The sequence below is a fragment of the Pseudonocardia oceanicola genome (assembly GCF_047200735.1).
Classification (GTDB): domain Bacteria; phylum Actinomycetota; class Actinomycetes; order Mycobacteriales; family Pseudonocardiaceae; genus Pseudonocardia.
Map to the genome: position 1 here is coordinate 1 of NZ_JBJZON010000016.1, position 26,336 is coordinate 26,336.

General features: G+C 71.4%; 30 protein-coding genes and 1 tRNA gene. 22 read left to right on the top strand and 9 right to left on the bottom strand.

Translation table 11 applies throughout. The features are described from left to right. Both ACL02T_RS21360 and ACL02T_RS21365 read left to right on the top strand, forming a co-directional pair. Positions 1-385: hypothetical protein (locus ACL02T_RS21360; RefSeq protein WP_412832505.1), on the top strand; the 385-nt coding region annotated here is incomplete at its 5' end. A 482-nt stretch (positions 386-867) separates the two neighbouring features. Further along, on the top strand, positions 868-1,299 hold the full coding sequence (locus ACL02T_RS21365; RefSeq protein WP_412832664.1) for a DUF4145 domain-containing protein: 432 nt from the start codon (positions 868-870) through the stop codon (positions 1,297-1,299). Positions 1,300-1,454: 155 nt separating this feature from the next. Here the strand turns inward: ACL02T_RS21365 and ACL02T_RS21370 are convergent, their stop codons facing one another. Both ACL02T_RS21370 and ACL02T_RS21375 read right to left on the bottom strand, forming a co-directional pair. After that, a complete protein-coding gene (locus ACL02T_RS21370; protein ID WP_412832506.1) occupies positions 1,455-2,123 on the bottom strand; it encodes a YdcF family protein in 669 nt (222 codons plus the stop codon). A 3-nt stretch (positions 2,124-2,126) separates the two neighbouring features. Then, positions 2,127-2,891, bottom strand: coding sequence for a GntR family transcriptional regulator (locus ACL02T_RS21375; RefSeq protein WP_412832507.1), 765 nt, complete (start codon positions 2,889-2,891; stop codon positions 2,127-2,129). A gap of 191 nt (positions 2,892-3,082) precedes the next feature. Between ACL02T_RS21375 and ACL02T_RS21380 the strand changes: the two genes are divergently transcribed. The 9 genes from ACL02T_RS21380 (at position 3,083) to ACL02T_RS21420 (ending at position 10,079) form a co-directional block, all read left to right on the top strand. Continuing rightward, positions 3,083-3,463 carry a hypothetical protein gene (locus tag ACL02T_RS21380; protein ID WP_412832508.1) on the top strand — a complete coding sequence of 127 codons (381 nt, stop codon included), beginning with the start codon at positions 3,083-3,085 and terminating at the stop codon, positions 3,461-3,463. Between the two features lie 352 nt (positions 3,464-3,815). Next, positions 3,816-4,019 carry a hypothetical protein gene (locus ACL02T_RS21385; RefSeq protein ID WP_412832509.1) on the top strand — a complete coding sequence of 68 codons (204 nt, stop codon included), beginning with the start codon at positions 3,816-3,818 and terminating at the stop codon, positions 4,017-4,019. A 2-nt stretch (positions 4,020-4,021) separates the two neighbouring features. Continuing rightward, positions 4,022-5,443, top strand: coding sequence for an FtsK/SpoIIIE domain-containing protein (locus ACL02T_RS21390; RefSeq protein ID WP_412832510.1), 1,422 nt, complete (start codon positions 4,022-4,024; stop codon positions 5,441-5,443). Further along, the gene (locus tag ACL02T_RS21395; protein WP_412832511.1) at positions 5,444-5,659 is read left to right on the top strand and encodes a hypothetical protein; all 216 of its coding nucleotides are present in this window, start codon (positions 5,444-5,446) and stop codon (positions 5,657-5,659) included. It begins immediately after the preceding gene. After that, complete coding sequence (locus tag ACL02T_RS21400; RefSeq protein WP_412832512.1) at positions 5,656-6,225, top strand: hypothetical protein; 570 nt, start codon at positions 5,656-5,658, stop codon at positions 6,223-6,225. Before ACL02T_RS21395 ends, ACL02T_RS21400 begins: the two co-directional genes overlap by 4 nt. Next, complete coding sequence (locus ACL02T_RS21405; protein WP_412832513.1) at positions 6,222-7,550, top strand: replication initiator; 1,329 nt, start codon at positions 6,222-6,224, stop codon at positions 7,548-7,550. The genes ACL02T_RS21400 and ACL02T_RS21405 overlap by 4 nt, the downstream gene beginning before the upstream one ends. Further along, entirely contained in the window at positions 7,547-7,729 is a 183-nt protein-coding gene (locus tag ACL02T_RS21410) for a helix-turn-helix transcriptional regulator (protein WP_093086392.1), read from the top strand. Before ACL02T_RS21405 ends, ACL02T_RS21410 begins: the two co-directional genes overlap by 4 nt. Continuing rightward, positions 7,729-8,895 carry a site-specific integrase gene (locus tag ACL02T_RS21415; RefSeq protein WP_412832514.1) on the top strand — a complete coding sequence of 389 codons (1,167 nt, stop codon included), beginning with the start codon at positions 7,729-7,731 and terminating at the stop codon, positions 8,893-8,895. The genes ACL02T_RS21410 and ACL02T_RS21415 overlap by 1 nt, the downstream gene beginning before the upstream one ends. Positions 8,896-8,945: 50 nt before the next feature. Next, the gene (locus ACL02T_RS21420; protein WP_412832515.1) at positions 8,946-10,079 is read left to right on the top strand and encodes an LAGLIDADG family homing endonuclease; all 1,134 of its coding nucleotides are present in this window, start codon (positions 8,946-8,948) and stop codon (positions 10,077-10,079) included. A 12-nt stretch (positions 10,080-10,091) separates the two neighbouring features. Here ACL02T_RS21420 and ACL02T_RS21425 read toward each other — a convergent pair. Then, positions 10,092-10,164: transfer RNA gene (locus ACL02T_RS21425), tRNA-Lys, on the bottom strand. 205 nt (positions 10,165-10,369) lie between these two features. On the opposite strand from ACL02T_RS21425, the gene dusB reads away from it, so the two are divergent. The 6 genes from dusB to phoU (ACL02T_RS21455) all read left to right on the top strand — a co-directional run bounded on the left by dusB (position 10,370) and on the right by phoU (ACL02T_RS21455) (position 17,203). Beyond that, the gene (gene dusB, locus ACL02T_RS21430; protein ID WP_412832516.1) at positions 10,370-11,530 is read left to right on the top strand and encodes a tRNA dihydrouridine synthase DusB; all 1,161 of its coding nucleotides are present in this window, start codon (positions 10,370-10,372) and stop codon (positions 11,528-11,530) included. Between the two features lie 165 nt (positions 11,531-11,695). Continuing rightward, positions 11,696-12,499, top strand: coding sequence for a GGDEF domain-containing protein (locus ACL02T_RS21435; protein WP_412832665.1), 804 nt, complete (start codon positions 11,696-11,698; stop codon positions 12,497-12,499). Positions 12,500-13,795: 1,296 nt separating this feature from the next. Next, positions 13,796-15,466 (top strand): LCP family protein, encoded by a 1,671-nt coding sequence (locus ACL02T_RS21440; protein ID WP_412832517.1) that lies wholly within the window; start codon positions 13,796-13,798, stop codon positions 15,464-15,466. Between the two features lie 74 nt (positions 15,467-15,540). Then, entirely contained in the window at positions 15,541-16,197 is a 657-nt protein-coding gene (gene phoU, locus ACL02T_RS21445) for a phosphate signaling complex protein PhoU (protein ID WP_412832518.1), read from the top strand. 49 nt (positions 16,198-16,246) lie between these two features. Continuing rightward, the gene (locus ACL02T_RS21450) at positions 16,247-16,456 is read left to right on the top strand and encodes a dodecin (protein ID WP_412832519.1); all 210 of its coding nucleotides are present in this window, start codon (positions 16,247-16,249) and stop codon (positions 16,454-16,456) included. A gap of 87 nt (positions 16,457-16,543) precedes the next feature. Beyond that, the gene (gene phoU / locus ACL02T_RS21455; RefSeq protein WP_412832520.1) at positions 16,544-17,203 is read left to right on the top strand and encodes a phosphate signaling complex protein PhoU; all 660 of its coding nucleotides are present in this window, start codon (positions 16,544-16,546) and stop codon (positions 17,201-17,203) included. A gap of 76 nt (positions 17,204-17,279) precedes the next feature. Here phoU (ACL02T_RS21455) and pstB read toward each other — a convergent pair whose 3' ends face one another. From pstB to ACL02T_RS21485, 6 genes are all read right to left on the bottom strand, one after another. Beyond that, positions 17,280-18,059, bottom strand: coding sequence for a phosphate ABC transporter ATP-binding protein PstB (gene pstB, locus ACL02T_RS21460; protein WP_412832521.1), 780 nt, complete (start codon positions 18,057-18,059; stop codon positions 17,280-17,282). A gap of 8 nt (positions 18,060-18,067) precedes the next feature. Next, on the bottom strand, positions 18,068-19,171 hold the full coding sequence (gene pstA, locus ACL02T_RS21465) for a phosphate ABC transporter permease PstA (protein ID WP_412832522.1): 1,104 nt from the start codon (positions 19,169-19,171) through the stop codon (positions 18,068-18,070). After that, positions 19,171-20,124, bottom strand: coding sequence for a phosphate ABC transporter permease subunit PstC (gene pstC / locus ACL02T_RS21470; RefSeq protein ID WP_412832523.1), 954 nt, complete (start codon positions 20,122-20,124; stop codon positions 19,171-19,173). The genes pstA and pstC overlap by 1 nt, the downstream gene beginning before the upstream one ends. A gap of 104 nt (positions 20,125-20,228) precedes the next feature. Then, positions 20,229-21,335, bottom strand: a complete 1,107-nt coding sequence (gene pstS, locus ACL02T_RS21475; RefSeq protein ID WP_412832666.1) for a phosphate ABC transporter substrate-binding protein PstS — start codon at positions 21,333-21,335, stop codon at positions 20,229-20,231. Positions 21,336-21,585: 250 nt separating this feature from the next. Continuing rightward, positions 21,586-22,509, bottom strand: coding sequence for a mycothiol synthase (gene mshD, locus ACL02T_RS21480; RefSeq protein WP_412832524.1), 924 nt, complete (start codon positions 22,507-22,509; stop codon positions 21,586-21,588). Positions 22,510-22,572: 63 nt separating this feature from the next. Beyond that, on the bottom strand, positions 22,573-23,343 hold the full coding sequence (locus ACL02T_RS21485) for a winged helix-turn-helix transcriptional regulator (RefSeq protein WP_412832525.1): 771 nt from the start codon (positions 23,341-23,343) through the stop codon (positions 22,573-22,575). Positions 23,344-23,720: 377 nt separating this feature from the next. Here ACL02T_RS21485 and ACL02T_RS21490 point away from each other — a divergent pair, with 377 nt between their 5' ends. The 5 genes from ACL02T_RS21490 (at position 23,721) to ACL02T_RS21510 (ending at position 26,333) form a co-directional block, all read left to right on the top strand. Beyond that, positions 23,721-24,509: an LmeA family phospholipid-binding protein gene (locus ACL02T_RS21490; RefSeq protein ID WP_412832526.1), complete on the top strand. Its 789-nt coding sequence runs from the start codon at positions 23,721-23,723 to the stop codon at positions 24,507-24,509. A 104-nt stretch (positions 24,510-24,613) separates the two neighbouring features. Then, positions 24,614-24,763 carry a hypothetical protein gene (locus ACL02T_RS21495; protein WP_412832527.1) on the top strand — a complete coding sequence of 50 codons (150 nt, stop codon included), beginning with the start codon at positions 24,614-24,616 and terminating at the stop codon, positions 24,761-24,763. 62 nt (positions 24,764-24,825) lie between these two features. Next, the gene (locus ACL02T_RS21500; protein ID WP_412832667.1) at positions 24,826-24,900 is read left to right on the top strand and encodes an Ms5788A family Cys-rich leader peptide; all 75 of its coding nucleotides are present in this window, start codon (positions 24,826-24,828) and stop codon (positions 24,898-24,900) included. Positions 24,901-25,193: 293 nt separating this feature from the next. Next, positions 25,194-26,030, top strand: coding sequence for a sulfurtransferase (locus ACL02T_RS21505; protein WP_412832528.1), 837 nt, complete (start codon positions 25,194-25,196; stop codon positions 26,028-26,030). A gap of 3 nt (positions 26,031-26,033) precedes the next feature. Then, the gene (locus tag ACL02T_RS21510; protein WP_412832529.1) at positions 26,034-26,333 is read left to right on the top strand and encodes a DUF1416 domain-containing protein; all 300 of its coding nucleotides are present in this window, start codon (positions 26,034-26,036) and stop codon (positions 26,331-26,333) included. The last annotated feature ends 3 nt before the right edge of the window (positions 26,334-26,336 follow it).

Here is a 26,336-nt window from a genome sequence, read left to right on the forward strand (position 1 = left end):
GTCTGAGATGGTCGCGCTCCTTGCCGGTGGTCCTTCCGGCAGCACTGTCCCTGAGGTATTTGAAATCGAGCCCGATATCGACGACGCGCCTCGCTTCATCGTCATCCTCAAGCCCACTGCCTATGTTGAGGGCTACACGGGAGATGACATAACTGGCGAACTAAATGCATTTGGCCTCATTGAACGCGTTATCCGACCTGGCGCAACCTACTCCCTCGAGAAGCACCTGCTTCCAGGTGTTGGGCGGGCACTACGTCGGCAAATGATGAGTGGCGTCGCTAACAATATGCCGCCCAGCCTGACAACTGGTGAACGAATTGATGTAGATGACCTCCAGATCCGCGGTCCGGCCGTAATCATTGATGTTGCGTCGATTTTTACGTAGGTCGCGTTGAGTCAGGGCCGTCGCGTCTAGGCACGGCAGTGTCCGCCAGCCGACTCCGCCAGGGGTTGCGCCATGCCATTGTCATTATTCCCGAGGGCACACCCCGACCTGGCGCAGGTCTACCGCGCAGCACCTAAGCCAGTCCCCCGCTACTGGCCCCCGACGTCACCGTCTCGCGTGCCGGTATATTCGTCTCTGTGGCTGATGAAACCTGGGACGGCAGGAAGACAAGCATCCCGCCCGTGCTAAATGGTTCGAGCTTTACCTGTCCAAATTGTCAGACTATTGCGCACCAGCTTTGGGGCGAGGTCCTAGTTTCGATTCCGGGACGCGCCGTGGTCTCGATCGAGAAGAAGGCGGACCAAGCTACTCCGTCGAGGTGGCGAGGTGCGAAATGCCAACACTGCAGCCAGGGCTCAATCTGGCTGGAGGATAGCCTCATTTGGCCTCGCCAGGGGATCGTGATTAGTCCGCATCCAGACATGCCGCCTGACGTCGCAGAGCTGTTCAAAGAGGCTGCGGAAGTAGGCGCTGTATCCAGAAGAGCGAGTGCTGCACTAGCTCGCGCAACTCTGGAGCGCCTCGTTAAGCATCTCGACACAGGCGAAAGAGGAACACTAAACGACAGAATCGGCCGATTGGAGGGTCGCGTGAGTTCTGGCCTGTTCCAGATGCTTGATGTGGTTCGCTACACCGGAAACGAGGTCCTGCATGAACAGGAAGCCGGCGATCTCGCTGCGATTGCACTTGATGACAGCGACGGCCCAGCGCTCATCGAAGCTTTTCTCGACTGCGCCAACCGTCTAGTAGATGAGCTGATCACTCGACCGGCCCAAGACCAGCAGCTGTGGACAATGTTGCCGCCATCCATTGCCGAGAGCATCAGGAAACGAAGCGGACGTAACGGGAACTGAATTCGATACTCCTTCCGTACGGCCGCGCGGCGGTTGGGGACCGGCCGTAGGCCGCACGCCCCGGCCGCCGGGAAGCGGCGCGGCGGCGGGGCCGCCGCCTTGACCAAGTAGAGAAAGTCTGAACCCCGCGGCCTGGCGGCGCGCCTGACCAGCGGTTAGAGAAGGCGGTCTGTGTACCCGCGGGCGGCGAGCAGGGTCATGGCGTCCCGGATCTCGGCAGGCATGGGCTCGGGTGCTGCGTGGCCCCGGGCGGCATAGACTTCGATGCGCTGGGTGTCGCCGACGAGCATGGAGATCACGCGCTGCTCGTCGCCGATGTTGGCGACGTAGTCGCGCAGGCTCACCTGGGCGCCCGCGGTGACGGGCTCGACCTCGGGCCAGAGTTTGCGGCAGGTGGCTCGGGCTCGGCGCTGTTGGTAGGGCCGGCTGATGAGGGTCACCGTGTGCACCTGGTGGCCGGTGGCGGCGAGCAGGTCGCGAGTGAAGGTGATGTTCTCGCCGGTGTTGGTCGCTCGGTCCTCGACGAGGATGGCGTAGGAGGGGACGCCCAGCTCGATGGCGTGTTCGCGGTAGTGCACGGCCTCGCCGCGAGGGAACCGGTCGACGGTCGTCGGGGCGTTGGCGCCCGTGAACACGATCAGCGGGAACAGGCCACGGTGGTAGAGCTCGGCGGTGGTGGTGGCGACGGAAAGGTCGTGGCTGCCGAGTCCAATGCCGACGTCAGTCCGGGTGTCGGTGCCGTTGTCCAGCCGGTGGTAGTTCCACAGGGCCTCGACGGCGTGGGCGATCTCGGGATCGTCGAGGGCGGAGCGGGTGTGCGGCATGGCTCAGTCGGGGATCTGGAAGGTGTAGGTCCAGGCGAACCGGCTGGCGGCGTGGACTCCGCGGGCGAACTCGACGCAGCGGCCGTCGGCAGTGAAGGTCTGGCGTTCCAGGATCATCACCGGCTCCCCCGCGGGCAGTTCGAGGGTCTCGATCTCATCGGGGGTGGGCATGCGGGAGTGGATGGTCTCGGTCATCCGCTCGGGCTCCATGCCGTTCGAGGTGAGCACGCCGAACCCGCCGCCGCCAGGGATGGGACCGGGCGTGGGGTCGACGATCGGGGTGCCCTCGACGTCCTCGGGCCGGTAGTAGCTGGCGAGGGTGTGGGTGGGCTGCCCATCGTCTTTGACCAGGCGGGCGCGTTCGTAGACCTCGGCGCCGGGCTCGACGTCGAGGGCTTTGGCGATGGCGTCGTCGGCGTGGACCTTGGCGACGGTCTGAGTCTGGTCGCCGGGCTTCCACGGCATCCCGGACGCCTCACGGTCGGCCGAGAAGCCGATGATTCCGGCCTTCCAACGGCTCTTGGCGTAGCGCTCGGTCCCGAGCCGGCGCATCGGCGGCCGCGCCCGCACCACGGTGCCGCGACGGCGGATCGGGGTCACCAGGCCTTCGGCTTCGAGCTGAGCGACGGCCTTGCGCACGGTGTGGATGTTGACCTCGTGGCGCGCGGCGATCTCGTCCTGCTTGGGCAGGGTCGAGCCCGGCGGGTACTCCCCCGCCTCGATCGCCGCCCGCAGAGCGTCGGCGACGTCCCGGTAGCCGCTTGCCATGTCACCTCCATCTCGCGTGCCCGCTGACCGGCGGAAACCATTGGCGCTCGCCAAAAGCCTGCCTGTCGCTTGTCAAGGCTATCTCTATGCCATCCGGGCGATAGAGCTATCTCTGTTTGACAGGCACCGCCGCGCGTGCTCCACTGGGTGAGCCCGTTAGAGATAGCTCAATCTGACTCGGAGGTCCACCCATGCGAGACATTCCCGTCAACCTCGGCGGCTACAAGCTGACCGTGGTTGAGCCACCTGCCCCGAAGATGCGTGAGGACGCCAACGGCGCCCACGTCCCGGTGACCGATCGGGACGGGGCCACGCAGTTCACGGTGTCGTTGTTCGCGAAGCTGCGGGTCAAGCCCGGGGAGAAGGCACCGAAGGGCGAGGAGATCAAGGTGACGCTGGGGACCGATCCCGGCCCCGACTTCGGGGAGGACGCCCGGGTGGAGCTGATCGACGCCCGGGTCACCCCATACCAGATGGAGACCGCGGGCCGGGTGAACGCCGGGCTGGCCTGGCGGGCGATGGGCCTCAAGCACGCCCCCGCCCCCGCGCCGCGTCCGCAGGGCGACAAGTAGCACCACCCCGGGCCATCAGGCCTGGCATCCCGACGGGCCTGACCGGCCGGTTTCGGGCACGGGGCAGCCGACCCCTTCTCTCGGCGAAACCAGCAGCAATTCCGCAGTGGCTGCCCCCTGCCCGAAAACAGCCCGCCCACCACCAGGAGAACCACGTGAGCACCACGAACTTCTGCCCGGACTGCACCGGATCTGGGGCCTGTGACACCTGCGACGGCTACGGCACCACCCCCGACACCCACCCCGCCGCGGACGACAGCCGCGACTGTCCGGCCTGCCCTGGTGACGGTGTCTGCCCCGGCTGTCACGGCACCGGGATCCCCTGCACCGCAACCACTCTCACGGAGACGTCATGCCACTGACCAGCACCGGCCCTCGCGCTCAGCACGGCCGCCGCCCCACCCACGGCGTCGGGCGACTCGTGCGCCGCCTCGAACGCGAACGCAGCCGGTTCCTGCACCCCACGACCGCCGAGATCCCCACCGAGCAGGCGTGGCGGGCCGGGGTCGCCGAAGGACTGCGCCTGGCGCAGCTCGCCATCCGGAAGGGAGTCTGACCATGCACCGCCCCAGCAACCGCCCGTCCCTGCGCCACCGTCACCGCCAGGGTGTGCGGCACTCGTCCCGGCCCGTGGGTGGGGAGTTCCGCGGCCTGGCCTGGCTGGTCCGGCACCCACTGTTCGCGCTCGTACCCACCGCCCTGATCGCCGTATCGGTGATGATCGGGGCGATGCCCACCGCGGCCGCGCTCGGGCTCCTCGCATTCACCGCGGTGGTGTGGGGGCGGCTGCACCCGCCCTCCTTCGACCGGTGGGCCGCACCGACCCTGCGGGCGTTCTGGCGGCGCTGGACCACCTACCGAGGACGGCGCTGGGCGTCGGTTCTGGCCGACTGCGGGCTCGCGCGGGAGAACCCGCACACCGGGCGGATCGACGCCCCCCGGATCCTGCGGGTCCGGTCGGTCACCCGCTCGATCGACACCCTGCGCGTGCGCCTGACCCGCGGCCAGGACCTCACCTTGTGGGCCGGGCGAACCGAGACCCTCGCCGACGCCCTGCGCGCCCATCGGGTTGCCGTGACCCGCCACCGCCCCGGGGTGCTCACGGTCGTGGTCGAGCGGCAGATGCCGTTCACCCTTCCGATCCCCGCCCCGTCCATCCCCGCCGACCCCGACGCGGTCGACCTCGCCGCGCTCCCGGTCGGGCAGGACGAGTACGGCCACCCCTTCCACCTCGCAGTCCCGGGCCGTCACGTCCTGGTCGCCGGCGCCACCGGCTCCGGGAAAGGCTCGCTGATCTGGGCGCCCCTGCGCGCCATGGGACCCGCGATCCGCGACCGGCTCGTGCGCGTGCACGTCATCGACCTCAAAGGCGGCGCCGAGACCCAACGCGGCGCCCGGCTGTTCCACCGCCACGCCACCACCCCAGCCGAGGCCATCGCCCTACTCGGCGAGGTACGCGACGAGATGAAGCGGCGCCAGGCCCACATGGCCGAGCACGGCCTGCGCCGCCTCGACCTGACCTCGGACACCCCGCTCGACCTCGTGATGATCGACGAACTGGCGATGCTCACCGCCTACGGCGAACGCGCCGACGTCCGCGACGCCCTGCGCCTGCTCGCCGAAATCCTCACCCAAGGCCGCGCCTGCCTCACCAGCGTCATGGGCTACGTGCAGGAGCCCTCGAAAGACGTGGTGGACGTCCGGGAGCTGTTCCCCACCCGGATCTGCCTCGGGGTCACCGCCTCCTCGCACGTGGACATGGTGCTCGGCGACGGGGCCCGGGAACGGGGTGCGCTGGCAGACGAGATCCCCGGCGATCTCACCCACGCCGGGATCGGCTACGTCATCGACCAGGCCTCCCGGCTCCCGATCCGCTTCCGCGCCGCCCTGGTGACGGACGACGAGATCGACGAGCTCGTGCAGCGCTGCGCTCCGCCCGCCCCGCCGACGCTGCGTGCGGTGGATGGGGAGGTGGCCTGAATGTGGGCCGTCACCGGATGGGCCGCCGCGACCTGGCTACGCGTCACCCTCACCCTCGCCGCCCTGCTCGGAGCGCTCTGGCTCGTGCTCGGCACTGGCTCAGGCTGGTTCTGGGCCGCCGTCGTCGGCGCGGTCCTGGTCGAGTACCGGGCGACGAGAGCCCTGGCCGCTGAGTGGGGCGCTGAGGCCCGCTACTGGTGGTGGTGGACCCGATGAGCCGCCTCCCCAAGCAGCGGCGCGAGGTCGACGGCCAAGCCCTGCTCTTCGACGACGACACCACCGACCGCGTCCTGCGCGACGCCCACGACCCCGGCTACCTCCTCCTCGGAGTGTCGGAGGCGGTGCACACCCGCCACATCGGCACCCGGGCCGCCGAGCACGCCATCCCCGTCCGACCCGACGTCGCCACCACCGTCCACCAGCTGATCGCGGCCGGGCGGCTCGTGCACGGGTCGCGGATCTCGGTGACCGTCGACGGCCGGCCAGAGCCCGAACCCGCGGTCACCGTCGATGTCGCCCGCAGCGCCGCGGGACAGCAGCCCGGGGAGTCGGTGCGGGTGTTCGTCGATGTCGTCCGCCCCGGGCACGGCCTGGTCACCGCTGACGCCTTCTCCGGGCAGATCGTCCGCGACGGCGGCGCCTACCTGGTCGAGACCGACACCGGCCAGGTCATCGGCCGGGCCCGTTCCTTCCGCGCCGGTGCCGAGCGGCTGGCCCGCCACCACGGCCTGCGGGCGGACTCGGTCGAGATCGACCACGAACACAGGGACTACGCACGATGAGTGACCTCGACCTGTCCACCCGGCTGCGCAGCATCGACTACCCGGCCTGGCGGGCCCGCATGGAAGCCACCGGCGGGTGCGCCCACCCCGTACGGCTGCGCGGCTCCTCGACCATCACCACGAGCGGTGGCGAGGTGCTGGCGCGGCGGTCCGGGGAGGTGTGGGCCCCGTGCGGGAACCGACGCGAGACCGTCTGCCTGGCGTGCTCGGACCGCTACGCCGCCGACGCCTTCCACCTCATCCGCGCCGGACTCGCCGGACAAGAACGCGGCATCCCCGCCTCCGTGACCGACCGGCCTCGGGCGTTCCTCACCCTCACCGCACCCTCGTTCGGTCCGGTCCACACTCGACGGCTCACCACCCGCGGCAAGGTCATTCCCTGCGCGTGCGGGGACTACCACCGCGAGCCTGACCCGCGCCTCGGGGGCGCGATCGATCACGACACCTACGACTACACCGGCGCCGTCCTGTGGCAGGCCCACGCGGGCAAGCTCTGGCACCGCTTCGCCATCGCCCTCCGTCGGGCCCTGGCCGGGCGGCTCGGGGTCTCCGGACGGCGCTTCGGGAAGGTCGCCCGCCTGTCCTACGCCAAGGTCGCCGAGTACCAACGCCGCGGACTCGTGCACTTCCACGCCGCCATCCGCATCGACGGCCCCGACGGTCCCGCTGATCCGCCACCGGCCGGGCTGACCGCCGAGGCCCTGCACGACGCCGTCCGGGAGGCAGCGGCCGCGACTGTCCTGGACGTCGCCCGGCCCGACGGGACCACGCTCACGCTGGGCTGGGGCGCCCAGCTCGACCTACGCGAGATCACCCCCACCGCCCACGACGCCGTCACCGACGAACACGGCGAGATCACCGACTCCCGCCTCGCCGGCTACATCGCCAAGTACGCCACCAAGGGCACCGGCAAGACCGACGGGCATCCCGACCGACCGATCCGCTCGCTGGCCCACCTCGAGCAACTGGACCTGGCCGAGCACCACCGCCGGCTCATCGAGACCGCCTGGCACCTCGGCGGCCTCGACGGCTACCGGGAGCTGAACCTGCGCAAGTGGGCGCACATGCTCGGGTTCCGCGGCCACTTCCTCACCAAGAGCCGCGCCTACTCCACGACCTTCCGCGTCATCCGCGGCGAACGGCGGGCGTGGCGGCTGACCGAACAGCTCGCCGAGCTGGGCCACCCCGTCGACGATCCCGTGATCATCGTCAACAACTGGGTCCTGGTCGGGATCGGCCACCACACCGACGCCGATCGCGAACTCGCCATTGCCCACGCCGAACGCATCCGAGACGACCGACGCGCCACCAGGAGGACGACATGAACGAGCGGCTGTGGGGCGTCAAGGACGTCGCGGAGTACCTCGGCATCCCGGTCCAGACGATCTACCAGTGGCGGACCAAGAACTACGGCCCGCCCGGCCGTCGGATGGGCAAGCACGTGCGCTTCGTGCCCGAGGAGGTCCGCGCTTGGGTCGCGAGCCTGAGCCGAGAGGTCGCCTGATGAGTCGGCCGCCTCTCCCGCTCGGGACGCACGGTCGCATCCGGATCTACAAGCTCGGGCCCAAGCGGTACCGGGCCCGCACCCAGATCCGGGACTACGACGGCGTCGTGCGGGACGTCGAGCGCACCGGACAGAGTGGTGCGGCGGCCGAGATCGCGTTGAAGGCGGCGCTGCGGGACCGGGGACGAGCCGCCCGCGATGGTGAGATCAACAGTGAGTCGACCGTCCGGCAGCTCGGCGAGCTGTGGCTGGCCGAGATCGACCGGGCCGTCCGCCTCGGCAAGCGCTCGCCGTCGACGGCTCAGGCGTACCACTACCGCTTCGGGCGCCACATCCGCGACGGCATCGGGGCCCTGCGGCTGCGGGAGCTGTCGGTGTCCCGCCTCGACCGGCTCGTGATCGAGGTGCACGACCGCTTCGGCACGTCGGCGGCCAAGACGACCCGCACCGTCCTCAGCGGAATGATCGGCCTGGCCGTCCGGCACGACGTGCTCGATCGCAACCTCGTCCGTGACGTCGGCCGGATCGAGAGCGACACCTCCTCGGCCCGCGCCCTCACCGTCGACGAGGCGCGTGACCTGCGGGCGAAGCTGCACGCCGATCAGCGCTGCCGGGACTGGGACCTGGTCGACTTCACCGACTTCATGCTCGCGACGGGTCTGCGGATCGGCGAGGCGTCCGCGATGACGTGGGCTGCGCTCGACCTCGACGCGGGCACGGCGGAGGTGCGGGGCACGGTCGTCCGGATCACCGGTGAGGGCCTGGTCATCAAGCGGCGTCCGAAGAGCAAGAGCGGCTTCCGGAAGCTGGAGCTGCCGACGTGGGCGGTGGGGATGCTCCTCCGCCGCCGTGCTGCCGTCGCTCCGAACCAGTGGGACGTCGTCTTCACCTCGCCGAACGGCGGGCTCCGCGACCCGTCGAACACCCAGGCCGATCTCCGGAAGGTCTTCACGGCCGCCGGCTACGACTGGGTGACCTCACACGTCTACCGCAAGACCGTCGCGACGCTGATGGACCAAGCCGGCCTCACCGCCCGCCAGGCGGCCGACCAGCTCGGCCACTCCAAGGTGTCGATGACGCAGGACAACTACTTCGGCAGACGAGTTGCTGCGACTGGTGCCGCCGCAGTGCTCGAAGCTCTGAAGGACACGCGGCTCGACAGATGAGGCTTTCCTGGTTGCGAATAGACAGTCGACAATCTGGCTAAGATCAGCGGGTGACCATCGGCCCCTCAGGCTCATTCGACTCCGCCACACCTGTGCCAACGCCGCACGGCTGGACCCCTCACGGTGAACTGACCGTCGGCTCTGAGGTCTACGCCCGCGATGGCTCGATTACTACAATCACCGCGACGCTCCCTGGTCGCGTCGAACCTTTGTTTGAAGTAGAGTTCCGTAACGGCGAGACCATCAGCTGCACCAGCGATCAGAGATGGCCGATGGGCGAATTCAGAGGCATCGGCCGTGTCTCGCGAATCTCCACCATCGCCGAGATGCTCAAGGTTGGACTTATTTATGAGCGGCGCCTAACGTCCGGCCGGACCAAAGCGACTCGAGGAGGGGTCGCCAGATGGAGAGGCGAACCGAGTCCCGCGGTGTTCGGCCATCATGTGGACGCCGGGCTGCCTCCGTACGTGCTTGGGTACTGGCTGGGAGACGGCGACAGGGACGGCCCCCGGATCACGGCTCACCAAGCTGACCTGCCCTCCCTGCGCTATCAGTTCGCCGTAGAGGGAGTCCCGCTCGGAGAGCCCAAGAGAACCCACGGCGAAACGATCAGGGTTCGCTTCGGCTCGCGGGGGATTGCAATGAAGGCGTTGCGTGATGGGAACCTGTACATGAACAAGCACGTCCCATCCGAGATGCTTAGAGCTTCACTTCCTCAGCGATGGGACCTACTTCAAGGTCTCGTAGATTCAGACGGTTCAGTAGGTCAGAATGGTGTCGTTGAGGTGAGTCTGAGCGATCCAGGACTCGCAGGGGGCGTGATCGAGTTAGCGAAGAGCCTTGGATTAATGCCAACCGCAAGCGTAAACAGGTCTTACCTGAATGGCGAAGAGTACCGCATGCGGACGCGTATAAAGTTCACGCCTAGATTGGACGAAGCAGTATGCAGGCTCCCGCGGAAGCTTGAGAGGACCCGACGACCCCGTCGTCACACGAACCCATTCTCGCGTTCACGCACTGTCGTAGCGGTTGAACCTGTCGGACCGTCGTCCACCAGCTCGGTGGTCGTGGAGGACGGGTCGCACCAGTACCTCGTTGGCCGTGACTTCTTGGTCGCTTGCGATGCGAATCCTGGGGGTATTCCGGGGGCCGATCATGGTCGAGAGTCGGGGCCGACGTCCTGACCTGCTGCTGAGTGGGCCCCCAGGGGATCGAACCCTGAACCCGCGGATTAAAAGTCCGCTGCTCTGCCGATTGAGCTAGAGGCCCCGGCCGTGGCCGGGCGGGGTGCCCGGGTCCGACCGTGGCCGAGCCTACTGGACCGTGGAGCCCCGTCGGCCGGGCCACACAGCGGCGCCGACCCGCCGGCCGGGCGGTGGCCCACGACCGGGGCGCCCGGTCGCGGAGCGGGCGAGGTCCCGCAATCGCACACCGTCCCGGCACGCCGCCGCACGCGCATGGACAATGGGGTCCCGTGACACTGCTGGACGCCCCCGAGAGCACCGCGCGCCCGGTGCTGCCGCCGCTGCGCATCGGCCGCCACGAGGTCGCGACGCCGGTCGTGCTGGCGCCCATGGCGGGCATCACGAACCCGGGGTTCCGGCGACTGTGCCGCGAGCAGGGGGCGGGCTTCTACGTCTGCGAGATGATCACTTCGCGCGGGCTGGTGGAGAAGAACCCGCTGACCTTCCGCATGATCGCGTTCGACCCCGACGAGCAGCCGCGGTCCATGCAGCTCTACGGCGTGGACCCAGCGGCGATGGGCCAGGCCGTACGGATGATCGTCCAGCGGGACCTCGCCGATCACATCGACATGAACTTCGGCTGTCCCGTCCCGAAGGTGACGCGCCGGGGCGGCGGTGCCGCGCTGCCGTTCAAGCGGCGACTGTTCGAGCGGATCGTGCAGGCGGCCGTCGACAACGCCGGGGACCTGCCGGTCACGGTCAAGATGCGGATCGGCATCGACGACGGGCACCACACCTTTCTCGAAGCGGGCCGGATCGCGGCCGACTCGGGGGTCGCCGCGGTGGCACTGCACGCGCGGACGGCGGCGCAGCGGTACTCGGGTCAGGCCGACTGGTCCGCGATCGCCCGGCTGCGCGACCATCTGCCCGCCGCGCTCCCGGTGCTGGGCAACGGCGACATCTTCAGCGCCGCCGACGCGCTCGCCATGGTCCGCGAGACGGGGTGCGACGGCGTCGTCGTCGGGCGGGGGTGCCTGGGCCGGCCGTGGCTGTTCGGCGACCTCGAGGCCGCCTTCGCCGGCCGCCCGCAGCCGACCCCGCCGAACCTACGGCAGGTGGCGGCCACGCTGCGCCGCCACGCCGTGCTCCTGTGCGAGCACATGGGCGACCACAAGGGCATCCGCGACGTCCGCAAGCACATCGCCTGGTACCTCAAGGGCTTCGCGGTCGGCGGCGACCTCCGGCGCAGCCTCGGCATGGTCGAGAGCATCGACCAGCTCGACGAGCTCCTCGCCCGGCTCGACCTCGACCAGGAGTTCCCCGCCGACGCCGAGGGCCCGCGCGGGCGGCAGGGCTCGCCGGGCAAGGTCGTCCTCCCGGAGCGTTGGCTCGACGACCCCGACGACCCCGCCGTGCCGTTCGGTGCCGAGGTCGAGCACTCCGGCGGGTGAAGCCGGGACCGACGGCCCGTGGATTCCCGCTCGCTCGGTCGGGTGGAGTAGGACGCGAACGGGTAGGAACGTCCCGTCCGCCTCAAGAACCACACGCGTCACGACGACGATAGGGGCAGCAGGGGGGTGATCGCGATGGACGTCAGGGCTACGGTACGGACCTTGGTGCACGACGTGCCCACGGTCACGGACACCCCGCCGGCCTCCCCGCGCAACCGCGCCGCCCTGCACACCGCCGCGGCCGAGCGCCTGGCCGCCGAGGGCTGCTGGGAGCAGGCCTACGGCCACCTCCACGCGGCGCTGCGCCTGCTGCACGGCGAGGAGCCCCTGCGCGACGCGCACGACGAGCTCGACCGCCTCCGCCGCGAACACGCGGAGGCCCGCGAGCAGAGCCGCCGGGACAGCCTCACCGCCAGCTACAACCGTCGGTACCTCGACGAGCGGCTCGCCGCCCTGCTGGCCGATCTCGACGGCACCCCCTTCCGGACCACCGGACTGTGCCTGGCGCTGGTCGACATCGACCATTTCAAGCTGGTCAACGACACCTACGGGCACCTGTTCGGCGACCGGGTCCTGCAACGCATGGTGACCGAGCTCGACGCCGCGCTGCCGGAGGGCGGGTTCTGCGCGCGCTACGGCGGCGAGGAGTTCGCGCTTGTCCTTCCCGGTCGCGACCTGGCGCAGGCCGTCGAGATCAGCGAGCAGGCGCGGGACCGGATCGCCCGGCACGACTGGTCCGACCTGCACTCCGACCTGCGGGTCACCGTGAGCATCGGAGTGGCCCACGCGGCGGGTCGGATCGCCGAGGTCGAGCGTCTGATCGGCGAGGCGGACCTGCTGCTCTACACGGCCAAGGAGGCCGGCCGCAACGCCGTGGCCTACCGGGCCGCGCGCGGGGGCCGGGTGCGCCTCGCCGGGCCGGCCGGCGCACGCCGGTCGATCCCTCAGCCGGTTCGCACGACCGGCTGACCCTCCGCCGGACGGAGCATTGCCGCTCCGTAAACTCGACGGCGGGGCGGACACGGCCGGTGACGGCTTCTCCGCCCTTCCCGCTGTCGGTGGGCCGGAGGTGACGTGCAGGACGAGGACGACCGGCGGTCGCGGGGTTCCCGCGCGGGCCGGCGGGCCCGGGGGGACGGGCCTCCCCCCGCGGACGACGTCCTCGCCCGTCTCGGCATCCGTGCGGCCGAGCACGGCCCCGGCTCCGGGGTGGAGCAGGAGCGCCCCGCGGGGCGCGAGCGACGGAACCCTGGCGGCGCGGCCGCCCCCGCCGTGACGGGACTCGACGGGCACGGCACCACACCGGCGCCGAACGGCCGCGCGACCCCCGACCCTCGGACGGCGGGCGCCCCGATCCCGGGCAGCGTCCCGCCCCGTTCCGCCGCGCCGCCCGCCCCGTCCGGCCACACGGGCGGGAGCCGTGGCGACCGGCGCTCGCCGTCCTCGGGCCGGCGTGAGCAGTCGGGTTGGCGACGGTCGCCGGCGCGCGGACACGACTGGTCCGACGCTGCGGCGACGACGGGCCTCCGGTCGAACGCAGCCCGCCCGCCGCAGGGCCCGTCCGCCCGCGCGACGCGCACGGTCGGCCTCCCGACCGGCGGCACGGACGCGGCGACCCGCAACGGCGGGACGGCCGGACGGTTCCGCCCCGATCCGCCGGCCGACAGCCCCGCCCGCCCATCCGCTCCCGGCCCCGCCGCCCCGAACGGCTCGTCCGGCTCGTCCGGCTCCGCCGCCCAGAACGGCTCGCTCGGTTCCCTGAACGGCGCACCCCACGACGGCAGCCGAATCCCGGACGCACTCCGCGACAGCGGCCGCCCCGCCGCAGCGCCACCCGACAGCGGCCGCCCCGCCGCAGCGCGGCACGACAGCGGCCGCCCCGCCGCAGCGCGGCACGACAGCGACCGCCCCGCCGCAGCGCGGCACGACAGCGACCGGCTGCCGGCCCCGCCCTCCGAGCGCAGCCGGCCGACCGCTCCGCCTCGCGACAGCAGCCGTCGAGCCGCGGCGCCATCCGACGGCGGTCGACACGCGACGCCGGCCCACGGCGGTCCACGTCCCGGCCACCCGACCGACGGCCACCGACCGTCGGTTGCGCCCTCCGACGCCGTCCGACCACCCTCCGACGCCGGTCGCCCGCCCGCCACACCCCGCGGGTCGGGCCCGGGACAGCCGACTCCCCATGACGCCGGCCCGAGCGTCCGGACCGGAGAAGGCCGGACCGGAGCGGGTCGGGCCGGAGCGGGTCGGGCCGAGGCGGACCCCGTGACCGCCTCCTCCACCACCCGGCTGCGCGCACGCCCGGGTGCGCCGGACATCGCCGGCTACCCCGTGCGCACTCCCCGTGGGGAGGACACCGCCCTGGTCACGCCCGTCGTCGACGAGCCCGACGGGAGCGACGCGCTCGCCGACCGCACCCGCGCGATCGACGCGAGCCTCACCCGGTTGACCGCCGCGCACGCCGGGGTCGCGCTCGGCCACGACGGGGGCGGGGACGACGGCAGCGACGGCACCGATCCCGACGGAGCCGACGGACCCCGAGCACGCCGCGCCGACCGCCGAGCGGCGCCGCCCACCCGCCTGGCCGTGGCCGGCCGGGTCATCGCGGCAGCCCTGGCGGTACTGATCTTCCTCGGCGTCGCGCTCAGCTGGGGCGCCACCCGCTGGATGGACTCGACGATCCGCACGGTGGCCGCGCTCGACCCCGAGGTCGGGGTGATCGACGCCGAGGGCCAGGCCGGCGACGAGAACGTGCTGGTGCTGGGCACCGCTTCCGGCAGCTCGGGCACCCCGGCGACGACCGGCGAACGGACGGACTCGCTGATGCTGGCGCACGTCGCGGCGGGCGGGGAACGGGTCGTGGGCGTCTCCCTCCCGATGGGCCTGGAGATCAACCGGCCGCCGTGCCCGCGCTGGGACGCCGCGGCCGCGACCTACCTCGACGAGACCGTCCCGGCCGAGACCCGGACCGCGCTGTCCTCGGCCTACGCGGTGGGCGGGCCGCGGTGCCTCGTCCGCACGGTGCAGCAGCTGACCGGGATGTCCGTGACCCGGTTCGTCGCGCTGGACCTGCCCGGCATCGCCGGCATGGTCGACGCGGTCGGCGGCGTCGACGTCTGCGTCGTGCAGCCCGTCGAGGACCGCACCCTGGGCCCGGTCGTCGCGCAGGCGGGCACCTCCCGGCTCGACGGCGCCCGGGCCGTCCGCTTCGCCGAGGCGGCGGCCGTGCCGTCGGATCCGTCGCCCGCGCTGGGCCGGCTGCAACGCCAGCAGCAGTTGCTCGCGGCCACCTTCCGCGAGGCCCTCTCCGCCTCGACCCTGCTCTCCCCCACCACGACCCGGGACTTCGCCGCCGCACTGGGCCGGAGCATGCTGTCCGACGAGGTCGGGGTGCACGAGATGGTCCGGCTGACCTCGACCCTCGACCGGACGGGAACCGGGGGCGCCACCTTCCTGGCGCTGCCCGCCTCCGCCGTGCCGAACACCCGTGGCAATCTCGAGCTGCGCGACACCGAGGCCTCCCGGCTGTTCTCCGCGCTGCGCAAGGACCAGCCCCTGCCCACCGCCACGACGCCGGTGGCGTCCGCGACCGGCCCCGAGCCCGGCAGCGTCACGGTCGGCGTGGTCAACGGCGCCGGGCGGGACGGGCTCGGCCGTCAGGTCGGCGACTCGTTGCGCGCGCTCGGCTTCGGCGTCGGCGAGGTCGACAACGCACCGCAGCCCTCCGCCGAGACCCTGCTGCGCTTCTCCCCCGACCGCGCCGACGCCGCGGAGCTGCTCGGCGAGGTCGTTCCCCGTGCGCGCCTGGTCCAGGACCTGGGCAGCACCGGCACCCTGCAGCTGGTGCTCGGGAACTCCTTCGACGGCACCATCCGGGCACCGGTGACGGAGGCGCCGACCCCTGCCGCACAGGTCCCGCCCGGCACCTGCGGCTGACCACCGACCGAGCGTTCATCGCCGGTTCACGTCCTGCTGCTGTACGGCCGATCGACCCCCTCTACCCTCGGACCATGCGTGACGCCTACACCGAACAGCTCGACGAGCTCGCCGACGCCCTGGCGGGAATGTGCGACGGCGTCGCACTGGCCATGGAGAAGGCGACGCGCGCACTCCTCGACGCCGACCTCCGGCTCGCCGAGCAGGTCATCGACGAGGACGTCCGGATCGACGAGATCCGGCACTCGGCCGAGGAGAAAGCGTTCGCCCTCCTGGTGCTGCAGGCCCCGGTGGCGACCGACCTGCGGATCGTGGTCTCCGCGATCCACGGCGCCGGCGACATCGAGCGGATGGGCGATCTGGCCCTGCACGTCGCACAGGCGGCGCGGCGTCGGCACCCGCAGCCCGTGCTGCCCGAGCAGATCGCGCCGTACTTCGCGGAGATGGGGCGGGTGGGCGTCGCGCTGGCGCGGAAGGCCGGTGCGGTCATCCGCAGCCGCGACCTCGCCGCCGCCGCCGAGCTCGAGACGGACGACGACGCGATGGACGACCTGCACAAGCACATGTTCACGGTGCTCATGGACCGCAACTGGACCCACGGCGTCGAGGCGGCCGTGGACGTCACGCTCCTCGCGCGGTTCTACGAGCGCTACGCCGATCATGCCGTGGCCGTCGCGCGGCGGATCGTCTACGTGGTCACCGGGCAGATGCCGGGGCCGCTCGCGGTATGAGATCCGCTCCGGCGTTTGGCCGGCCCCGTGTTCGGGGCACTAACGCTGCATGTCCAACCATGTGTACCGGGTCACCGAGATCGTCGGCACCTCTCCTGACAGCGTCGACGACGCCATCCGCAACGGCGTGAGCCGCGCCAACGAGACGCTCCGCCAGCTGGACTGGTTCGAGGTCACCGAGATCCGTGGCCACCTGCAGGAGGGCACGGTCGAGTACTTCCAGGTCGGGCTCAAGGTGGGCTTCCGGCTCGAGCCCTGACCCCGGACGGCTGACGACGACCGCCGTTCATCGATCGTTCACACCGCTCGCGCGGTGGGAGATCGTCCGGTTTCCTAGGCTGATCCCGTGCGCAGGGAGACGTTCGACGAGAACGCCGTGCGGCTGCAGACGCTGCTCGGCGAGATGGGCGAGGTCGTCGTCGCCGCCGTGCGCGCCGCGTCCGCCGCTCTGTTGGAGCGGCATCCGCGGCTCGCCGAGCGGGTCATCGAGGGCGACCCGGCGATCGACGACCGACGCGCGCGGATCGAGGCCCTCGCGACCGAGACGATCACGATCTTCGCGCCCGTCGGCCCCGACATGCGCGCGGTCGTCTCGGCGATCCAGTCGGCGCACGAGCTCGAGCGGGTCGGCGATCTCGCCCAGCACATCGCCGAGGCGGCCCACCGACGGCACCCGGACCCGTGCGTGCCCGAGCAGGCCCGCGAGATCCTCCTGGAACTCAGTACCCAGGTCGGCGCCATGATGAGCAAGACGGTCACGGTGCTGCGGACCCGCAACGTCATCCTCGCCCTCGAACTGGAGAGCGACGACGACCGGGTGGACGCCCTGCACCGCGACCTGTTCGCCCTGATGTTCGGGGACACCTGGACCTGCGGCATCCCGGCCGCCGTCGACCTGACCCTGCTCGCCCGCTTCTACGAGCGCATCGCCGACCACGCCGTGGCCCTGGCCGAGCGGACCGTCTACGTGGTGACCGGCCGGCACCCCGAGGCCCTGCAGCTCTGATCCGACGGTGCCGGGAACGGCAGACGCCGGCGGTGTCGTGCACCGCCGGCGTCCGTCCGCAGGTCCCCGGCTCGCCTCAGCCGAACCGGCCGGAGACGTAGTCCTCGGTCGCCTTCTGCTTCGGCTGGGAGAAGATCGTCTTGGTGTCGTCCATCTCGACGAGCTTGCCGGGCTTGCCGGTGCCCTCGATGTTGAAGAAGCCCGTGAAGTCGCTGACCCGCGCCGCCTGCTGCATGTTGTGGGTCACGATGACGATCGTGTAGTCCGTCTTCAGCTCGTTGATCAGGTCCTCGATCGCGAGCGTCGAGATCGGGTCGAGCGCCGAGCACGGCTCGTCCATGAGCAGCACGTCGGGCTGCACCGCGATCGCGCGGGCGATGCAGAGCCGCTGCTGCTGGCCGCCGGACAGGCCGGAGCCGGGCTTCTCGAGCCGGTCCTTGACCTCGTTCCACAGGTTGGCACCGCGCAGCGAGCGCTCCACGGTGTCGTCCAGGTCCGCCTTCCTGGACTTCTTGTTGTTCAGCTTCATGCCCGCGATCACGTTGTCGTAGATCGACATCGTGGGGAACGGGTTGGGTCGCTGGAAGACCATGCCGATCTGCCGCCGCACGCCCACGGGGTCGATGCCCGGGCCGTAGAGGTCCTGGCCGTCGAGCTCGAGCCTGCCCTCGACGTGGGCGCCCGGGATGACCTCGTGCATCCGATTGATCGAGCGGAGGAACGTCGACTTGCCGCAGCCGGACGGCCCGATCAGGGCGGTGACCGTCTGCTTCTTGATCTTCATGTCGACGCCCTCGACGGCGAGGAACGACCCGTAGTAGATGTTCAGGCTCTTGGCCTCGATGTTCTTGCTCATGGCGTGTCCTATCGGGTCTTCGGGGCGAACGCGCGGGAGATGATCCGGGCGACGATGTTGAGCACCATGACGATCACCATCAGCACGAGGGCGGCCGTCCAGGCCCGGTCGATGAACGGCTCGCGCGGGATGCCCGGCGCCACGTACGAGTAGTACGAGAAGACCGGGAGCGTGGCCATCCGGTTGTCGAACGGGTTGAGGTTCACGCCCGTCGTGATGCCGACGGCCACCAGCAGGGGCGCCGTCTCGCCGATGACGCGGGCGATGGCCAGCGTGATGCCGGTGGCGATGCCGCCCGCCGTCGTCGGGATGACGACCTTGAGGATCGTGCGCCACTTCGGCACGCCCAGGGCGTACGCGGCCTCGCGCAGCTCGTTCGGGACGATCTTGAGCATCTCCTCGGTGGAGCGCACCACGATCGGGATCATCAGCACGGTCAGCGCGACGGCACCGGCGAAGCCCATCCGCACGCCCGGGCCGAACACCAGGGCGAACAGGGCGTACGCGAAGAGACCGGCGACGATCGACGGGATGCCCGTCATGACGTCGACGAAGAAGGTGATGGCCCGCGACAGCCGCCCGTGTCCGTACTCGACCAGGTAGACCGCCGTCATCACGCCGATCGGGATCGACATGACCGCGGCGAGCCCGGTGATGATCAGCGTGCCGATGATGGCGTGGTAGGCGCCGCCGCCCTCGCCGATGACCCCGCGCATGGAGTTGGTGAAGAAGGCCGGGTCGAAGCGGGCGATGCCGTTGCCGACCACGGTGACGATCACCGAGGCCAGCGGGACCATCGCGAGCAGGAAGGCCGCGGACACGATCACGGTGACGAGCCGGTCGGCCGCCCGCCGCGCTCCCTCCACGAAGCGGGAGGTGGCGTAGGTGGCGACGGCGTACAGCACGGCCGTGAGGAAGACCCAGAGGCCGACGCTGAAGCCGGTGACGGCGAGGAGCGCGCCCACGACGACGGCCGCCCCCACCAGGATCCCCCACGGCGCCCACCGCGGGAGCGTGCCCTGCACGCGGGGGACGTCGGACGGGGTGATGGCGGGGGCGTCGAGCCCGCGCTCCGCCGTGTCGAGGTCGTTGCGCTCGGTTCCGGTGGACATCAGTTCGCTCCGGAGAACTCGCGGCGGCGGTTGACGATGTAGCGGGCCAGCATGTTCACCGCCAGGGTGACGACGAACAGCACCAGGCCCGAGGCGATCAGCGTGTTGACCGCGAGCCCGGAGGACTCGGGGAACTGCAGCGCGATGTTGGCCGCGATGGTCGACGGGTTGGTCGAGCTGATCAGGTTGAACGTGATGACACCCGACACCGACAGCACGATCGCGACCGCCATGGTCTCGCCGAGCGCGCGGCCGAGGCCCAGCATCGCACCCGAGATGACGCCGGAGCGGCCGAACGGGATCACGGCCATTCTGATCATCTCCCAGCGGGTGGCCCCGAGCGCGAGCGCCGCCTCCTCGTGCAGCTTCGGGGTCTGCAGGAAGACCTCGCGGGCGACGGCGGTGATGATCGGCAGGATCATGACCGCGAGGACGAGGCCGGCCACCAGCATGGTGCGGCCGGTGGTCGAGACGGGGCCGGCGAACAGCGGGATCCAGCCCAGGTAGTCGTCGAACCAGGTGGCGAGCCCGACGGACGCGGGCGCGAGCGTCCACGCGCCCCAGAGCCCGTAGACGATCGACGGCACCGCGGCGAGCAGGTCGACGAGATAGCCCAGCCCCTGCGCCAGCCGGCGCGGCGCGTAGTGGCTGATGAACAGGGCGACGCAGACGGCCAGCGGCGTGGCCACCAGCAACGCGAGGAACGCGCTGAGCAGCGTGCCGAACAGCAGCGGCCAGACGTAGACGAGCAGGTTCTGCTCGCCCGGGAGCTCCTCGGCCGGCGCGACGAGGGCCGGGAAGGCCTCGATCAGCAGGAACGCGGCGACCCCGGCCAGCACGACGAGGATCAAGATCCCGGCGCCCTTCGCCGATCCGGCGAAGATCCGGTCACCCAGCTGGCTGACCGGCTTGGCGGTCTTCGGCGGCGTGGGCGTGACTTCCGTTGTGGTCACGGCATTCCCTCAGCAGACGAGGTGGTGGGACGAGGGCGCGGCCGAGGGCCCCGGCCCGCACGATGGCACGGACCGGGACCCTCGACCGTCGGCAGGCACCGGACTCAGCCGGCGGCCGAGATGGAGTCGATCACCGGGGTGATCTGGTTGCGCAGGGTGTCCGTCATCGGTGCCGAGCCCGCCGCCTGGGCCGCGGCCTGCTGCCCCTCCGGGCTGACGATGTAGGAGAAGAAGGCCTTGACCAGGTTCGCCGTGTTGGCGTCCTGGTACTGCGGACAGCCGATCAGGTAGGAGACCAACACGATCGGGTAGGTGCCCGAGGCAGTGGTGTCGCGTTTGAGGTCGAAGGCGAAGGAGGTGTCGCCCTGGCCCTCCACGCGCTGCGAGTCCTCGAGGATCTTGGCCGCCGCCTCGGGCGTCGGGCTGACGTACTCGTTGCCCACCTTGACCTGGGCGACCTTGAGGTCACCGGCCTGGCTGGCGTCGGCGTAGCCGATGGTGCCGTTGCCCGCCTTCACCGCGCCGATCACACCGGAGGTGCCCTGGGCGGCCTCGCCGCCCTGGACCGGCCAGTTCCCGTCCGCCTCGTTCGTCCACACGTCCGGGGCGGCCGCGTGCAGGTACTCGGTGAAGTTCTCGGTCGTGCCCGACTCGTCGGAGCGGTGCACCGGGGCGATCCGCTGGTCCGGCAGGGTCACGCCGGGGTTGTCCGCAGCGATCTCCGGCGCGTTCCAGGTCGTGATCGAGCCGTTGAAGATGCCCGCGACCGTCGCCGGGGACAACTTCAGCTGGTCGACGCCCTCCAGGTTGTAGACCAGCGCGATCGGGGAGATGTAGTCCGGGATCTCGATGACCGAGCCGCCGCAGCGGCTGCGGGCCTGCTCGAGCTGGTCGCCCTCGAGGTAGGCGTCCGACCCGGCGAAGGCCGTGCCCCCCTCGACGAACTGGGTGCGGCCGCCGCCCGAGCCGACCGGGTCGTAGTTCACCGTGGCGTCGGGGTTGGCCCCGGTGAAGTTGGCGATCCAGGCCTGCATCGCGGCCTGCTGCGCGCTGGAGCCCGCACCGGCGATCGTGCCGGACACGTTCGACGACGGGGCGCTCGACTCGCCACCGGCCGAGGAGCCTTCGTTGGCCGCACCGCAGCCGGCGAGCACGATGGCGCCGCCGGCCGCCAGGCCGACGGCGGCGATCCGCGCGCGCTTCGGGCGCATGGTCTTCACTGCTGGTTCCTCCGTGTGTCGGGGAGCCGGTCGGAACCGGCCGCACACGCGGCCCGTTCCGAGCCGCTCGGCCACGAACGCTAAGTGCGCTCGGTGGACGCTCGACCCACTACGGATGAACGAAGGGTGAACAGGTAGCCCGAACGGCACGGGATTCATCACCCGCCCGACGGCGCGTGATCGGCCCGTGACCTCGGACGTGGGCCGCGACACGGAGCGGTGACGGGCGGCCCGTGGAGTCTCACGTGGAGTACATGACGTCCGTGGCGTGGACCGCGAAGCCGAGCTTCTCGTAGACGCGCACCGCCGGCGCGTTGTCCGCCTCGACGTAGAGGAGCACGGTGTCGAGGCCCCGCGCGGCCAGGTGGTGCAGACCGGCGAGGGTGAGCACGCGGCCCAGCCCGCGCCCGTGCGCCGCCGGGTCCACCCCGAGGACGTACACCTCACCCATCGCGGGCTCGGCCGCCGTCGGCGAGTGCACCTTGGTCCAGTGGTAGCCGAGCAGGGTGCCGTCGGCGTCCACGGCCAGCAGGAAGCCCTCGGGATCGAACCAGTCCTCGGCCTCGCGTTCCCGGACCTGCTCGAGGGCCCAGCCACCCTGCTCGGGGTGCCAGTGGAAGGCGGCGTTGTTGACGCGGAGGAAGTCGGCCTCGTCCTCGCCCACGACGAAGGGCCGGATCGTGACGCCGTCGGGCACGGTCGGGGCGGGCAGCGCACCGGCCTCCGGGGTGCGGCGCATCTGCCACAGCACGCGGGCGCGCTCCAGTCCGCGGGACGCGGCGAGGGCCGCCGCGGCCGGCAGGTCACCGTGGGCCCAGACGTCGAGCTCCGGGGCGCGGGCGGTCAGCTCGGCGAGCAGCGCGCCACCGATCCCGCGGCGGCGGTGGTCGGGGTGGACGGCCAGCTCGGCCGAGGTGCCGTCCAGCTGCGCGTAGCCGGCGAGCGCGTCCCCGGCCCCCACGAGCCCGCCGCCGGTCCGGTCCGCGGCCTCGGCGGTACCGACGACGAGGTGCGTGACGCCCGCCCGTGCGCCGCCGCGGAGGTTGATCAGGAACTGCTCGGAGAAGGGTTCCCGCCCGTCCGCGCGTCCGGCCGCCACGGCCAGGTCGCGGACCGCCGCCGTGGTGGCGGGGTCGAGCTCGGACAGGACCCGGACGGCACTCACCGGGACGACCCTACCCGCGGGCCGTCCCGGCGCGCCGGGATCGTACTGTCGCCGCCTCCGGGATCAGCGCATCGTGTGCAGACCGCGGAGGGTGGCTCGGTCGCCGTCGTCGTCCGTGTCGGCGTCGTTGTCCTCCGGGACGCCCCCGGCCGGCACGCCCAGCCCGGCGCGGCCGGGGCGCACGAACTTGTAGCCGACGTTGCGCACCGTCCCGATCATCTGCTCGTGCTCGGGGCCGAGCTTCGCGCGCAGCCGCCGGACGTGCACGTCGACGGTGCGCGTGCCCCCGAAGAAGTCGTAGCCCCAGACCTCCTGCAGCAGCTGGGCACGGGTGAACACCCGACCGGCGTGTTGCGCGAGGTACTTGAGCAGCTCGAACTCCTTGTAGGTCAGCTCCAGCAGACGCCCGCGCAGCCGCGCCGCGTAGGTCGCCTCGTCGATCACCAGCTCGCCCAGTACCAGGGCGCCGCCCGCACTCGCGGAGTCCGCGCCGGGGCGGGACTTGAGCAGCCGCAGCCGCGCGTCGACCTCCGCGGGACCCGCGGACGGCAGCAGGATCTCGTCGACCACCCACTCACCGGAGACGGCCACGAGTCCGCCTTCGTTGAGCACGGCGATGACGGGCACGTCCGTCCCGGTGCTGCCGAGCAGCCGGCACAGGCTCCGGGCGGCGACCAGGTCGGACCGGGCATCGACGAGGACCGCGTCGTGGGGACCGGCGTCGAGCAGCGCGGCCACCTCCGGCGCCGCGGTCCGGACGCCGTGCGGGAGCAGGGTCAGCGCGGGGAGCACCGAACCGGGATCCGTGTCCGCTGTCAGCAGTAGCAGTTCCACCGCTGCCTCCTCTCCACCGGGGAATCGACGGCGGACGCCACGCCCGGCGTCCGCCGTTCCGGTCACGGTGGGCGACGCCGACCTCCGTTCCACACCGCGTGACCCGGCGGGTCCGTCACGCGGATCGGTCAAGAATAGACAAGCGGTCGCCACGGACACGAGTTCCGCGAGCCAGCTCACCCCGTTCGACGAGCCCGTGCGCTGCAGGAATGCCCGTGCGCGACGATTTCCCTCGCCCGGAGCCCGCTGTGGTTTCGCGCGAGTTACGCGCCCGTGAGGGCACTGTGACAAGTGACGGGCGCCGGGGCCGCCGCACGGGTCGGCGTCGGGGGTCTCTAGGTTGGGCCCGCGCGACGTGTGGGAGCCGGAGGTCGAGAGTGAAACGCCTGATCGTCGCGGTGCTGGTGCTCGCCGGGGTACTGGTCGCCGCGGACTATGCCGCCGCCGCGGCCGCCGAGTCGGTGGTGTCCCGCGAGCTGCGGGACCGCCTCGGTCTGGCGGACGACCCGTCGGTGCGGATCAACGGCTTCCCGTTCCTCACCCAGGCGGTCGCGGGCGAGTACGGCTCGGTGGAGCTGCGGGCGGACCGGATCCGGGTCGGCGACCTGCACAACGTCCAGCTGCGCGCCGACCTGCGCGACGTCGAGGCGCCGCTCTCCGGCCTGCTCGGCTCCGGCACTCCCTCGCTGCGCGTCACCACGGCCGAGGGCGCGGCCCGGGTCGGGGCCGACGACCTGCAGCGGATGCTGCCGGGCGTCGAGCGCTTCAGCATCGGCAACGTCGACGCCAACGCCATCGCCGCCGTCGTGGACGAGGGCGGCGACCCGACGATGCGCCGGCTCGACCCGGACTCCGTCGCGCGGATCTCCGGCACCGTGACCGTCGCCGGGCAGGAGTACCAGCCGGTCGTGCTCGCCGAGCTGCAGGTGGCGGACGGGGTGATGCGGGTGGTCCCGCGGGACGTCCGCAACAGTGACGGCGATCCCCTGCCGGCCCCGATCACCGATCTCGTGCGGCAGGCCTTCGCGCTGCGCATCGACCCGGGCGGCCTGCCCTTCGGAGTCGTGCCCACGAAGCTCCAGGCGCGCGACGGGACACTGGAGATCTCCGGCGAGGCGCACGACGTCGTCATCGGGGCCGCCCCCGAGTCCGACACCGCCGGCTGAGCGCGGAACATCGCCGCGGCCCGCCGGGTTTCGTCGGGACGTGCGCAGCACGGGTCTCGTCGTCCTGCTCGCGGCACTGGTACTCGGCGACCGCGCGGTGTCTGGTGCTGGCCCGGGCGCTGTCGGTGCTGCGGACGCCGACCACGGTCGGCTCCGACCGCACGGGCCGCGGGCTGCTGCGCGTCCCCGGCGTGCTCCGCCGGGCCGAGCTGGATACGCCCCTCGCTCCCGAGCTGCGCGGACATCCGGCGTGACGGGCATCCATCTTCCGGGTCGCCGCTCCCGCCGACCGGGCGTTTCGGTTACCCTCGCTGCCGTGAACTGGCCGCTGACCCGACGCCGCGCAGTGGACCTGTGCCGTCTTGCCGGCTGCCTCTGTCGGTCCTCCTGATCCGACCTTCTCTCGTCGAGCACCTCAGGAGTTCCCCCATGCCCGCACCGGACGGGTCCGGCGCGCCCGCGCGCACGGCCGCGCCGTGGGCGGGACCGTGCTCGGGCTCGTCGCGACGGCGTTCGCGCTGGTGGCGGCCTTCCTCACCGCGCCTTCCTCACCGCGCCTTCCTCACCGCGGCCTTCGGCTTCTGCCTGGGCGGCGAGGCGTACGGCCTGCTCGCCCGGGCGCGCACCGCGCGCGCCCGACCCCATCGTTTCACCACGACACCGACACACAGGAGTGACATCAGCATGAGTCGCGAGGACGTCCTGGTCGACGCCGACTGGGCGGAGAAGAACCTGGGCACCGAGGGCGTCGTGTTCCTCGAGGTCGACGAGGACACCACCGCCTACGACGGCGGCCACCTCCCGGGGGCCGTGAAGATCAACTGGACGACCGAGCTGCAGGACCCGGTCCGCCGCGACATCGTGTCGCAGGAGCAGTTCGGCGAGCTGCTCTCACGCAAGGGCGTCTCGAACGACGACCTGGTGATCCTCTACGGCGGCAACAACAACTGGTTCGCGGCGTACGCGTACTGGGAGTTCAAGCTCTACGGGCACGACAAGGTCAAGCTGCTCGACGGCGGCCGCAAGAAGTGGGAGCTCGACGGCCGCACGCTGACCACGGACGTCCCCGAGCGGGCCGCCACCAGCTACACCGCCAAGCCGGCGGACGGCTCGATCCGCGCGCTGCGCGACGAGGTCGTCGACGCCATCGGGACCAAGAACCTGGTCGACGTCCGCTCGCCCGACGAGTTCTCCGGCAAGATCCTGGCCCCGGCCCACCTGCCGCAGGAGCAGTCGCAGCGGCCGGGCCACATCCCGTCGGCCATCAACATCCCGTGGTCCAAGGCGGCCAACGAGGACGGCACCTTCAAGTCCGACGACGACCTCACCGCCCTCTACGGCGAGGCGGGCTTCGACGCGGGCAAGCCGACCATCGCCTACTGCCGCATCGGCGAGCGCTCCAGCCACACCTGGTTCGTGCTGCGCGAGCTGCTGGGGCACTCGGACGTGAAGAACTACGACGGCAGCTGGACCGAGTACGGCTCGCTCATCGGCGTGCCGATCGAGCTGGGGAGCAAGTAGGACATGTGTGGAGCACCTGACCAGGCGGCGCTGCTGCCCGCCGGGACCGACCTGACCAAGGAGACCGTGCTGGCCGGCCGTGTCGTGGCCGACGGCAAGCCGGTCGGCGGCGCGTTCGTCCGGCTGCTCGACGGCACCGGCGAGTTCACGGCCGAGGTCGTGTCGTCGGCGTCCGGCGACTTCCGGTTCTTCGCCGCCCCGGGCACCTGGACCGTGCGGGCCCTGTCCCGCAGCGGCAACGGCGAGGCCACGCTCTCGCCGGACGCGCCGGGCCTGCACCGTACGGAGATCGCCGTCGCCTGAGGG

What these genes read in the sequence shown, in the direction of transcription:
- ACL02T_RS21380 (WP_412832508.1), top strand. Translation starts at nt 3,083, where the DNA reads ATGCGAGACATTCCCGTCAACCTCGGCGGCTACAAGCTGACCGTGGTT.
- ACL02T_RS21450 (WP_412832519.1), top strand. Translation starts at nt 16,247, where the DNA reads ATGTCCAACCATGTGTACCGGGTCACCGAGATCGTCGGCACCTCTCCT.
- pstA (WP_412832522.1), bottom strand. Translation starts at nt 19,171, where the DNA reads ATGTCCACCGGAACCGAGCGCAACGACCTCGACACGGCGGAGCGCGGG.
- ACL02T_RS21370 (WP_412832506.1), bottom strand. Translation starts at nt 2,123, where the DNA reads ATGCCGCACACCCGCTCCGCCCTCGACGATCCCGAGATCGCCCACGCC.
- ACL02T_RS21385 (WP_412832509.1), top strand. Translation starts at nt 3,816, where the DNA reads ATGCCACTGACCAGCACCGGCCCTCGCGCTCAGCACGGCCGCCGCCCC.
- ACL02T_RS21375 (WP_412832507.1), bottom strand. Translation starts at nt 2,891, where the DNA reads ATGGCAAGCGGCTACCGGGACGTCGCCGACGCTCTGCGGGCGGCGATC.
- phoU (WP_412832518.1), top strand. Translation starts at nt 15,541, where the DNA reads ATGCGTGACGCCTACACCGAACAGCTCGACGAGCTCGCCGACGCCCTG.
- ACL02T_RS21390 (WP_412832510.1), top strand. Translation starts at nt 4,022, where the DNA reads ATGCACCGCCCCAGCAACCGCCCGTCCCTGCGCCACCGTCACCGCCAG.
- pstB (WP_412832521.1), bottom strand. Translation starts at nt 18,059, where the DNA reads ATGAGCAAGAACATCGAGGCCAAGAGCCTGAACATCTACTACGGGTCG.
- ACL02T_RS21410 (WP_093086392.1), top strand. Translation starts at nt 7,547, where the DNA reads ATGAACGAGCGGCTGTGGGGCGTCAAGGACGTCGCGGAGTACCTCGGC.
- ACL02T_RS21405 (WP_412832513.1), top strand. Translation starts at nt 6,222, where the DNA reads ATGAGTGACCTCGACCTGTCCACCCGGCTGCGCAGCATCGACTACCCG.
- ACL02T_RS21505 (WP_412832528.1), top strand. Translation starts at nt 25,194, where the DNA reads ATGAGTCGCGAGGACGTCCTGGTCGACGCCGACTGGGCGGAGAAGAAC.
- ACL02T_RS21415 (WP_412832514.1), top strand. Translation starts at nt 7,729, where the DNA reads ATGAGTCGGCCGCCTCTCCCGCTCGGGACGCACGGTCGCATCCGGATC.
- ACL02T_RS21400 (WP_412832512.1), top strand. Translation starts at nt 5,656, where the DNA reads ATGAGCCGCCTCCCCAAGCAGCGGCGCGAGGTCGACGGCCAAGCCCTG.
- pstS (WP_412832666.1), bottom strand. Translation starts at nt 21,335, where the DNA reads ATGCGCCCGAAGCGCGCGCGGATCGCCGCCGTCGGCCTGGCGGCCGGC.
- ACL02T_RS21395 (WP_412832511.1), top strand. Translation starts at nt 5,444, where the DNA reads ATGTGGGCCGTCACCGGATGGGCCGCCGCGACCTGGCTACGCGTCACC.
- ACL02T_RS21365 (WP_412832664.1), top strand. Translation starts at nt 868, where the DNA reads ATGCCGCCTGACGTCGCAGAGCTGTTCAAAGAGGCTGCGGAAGTAGGC.
- ACL02T_RS21510 (WP_412832529.1), top strand. Translation starts at nt 26,034, where the DNA reads ATGTGTGGAGCACCTGACCAGGCGGCGCTGCTGCCCGCCGGGACCGAC.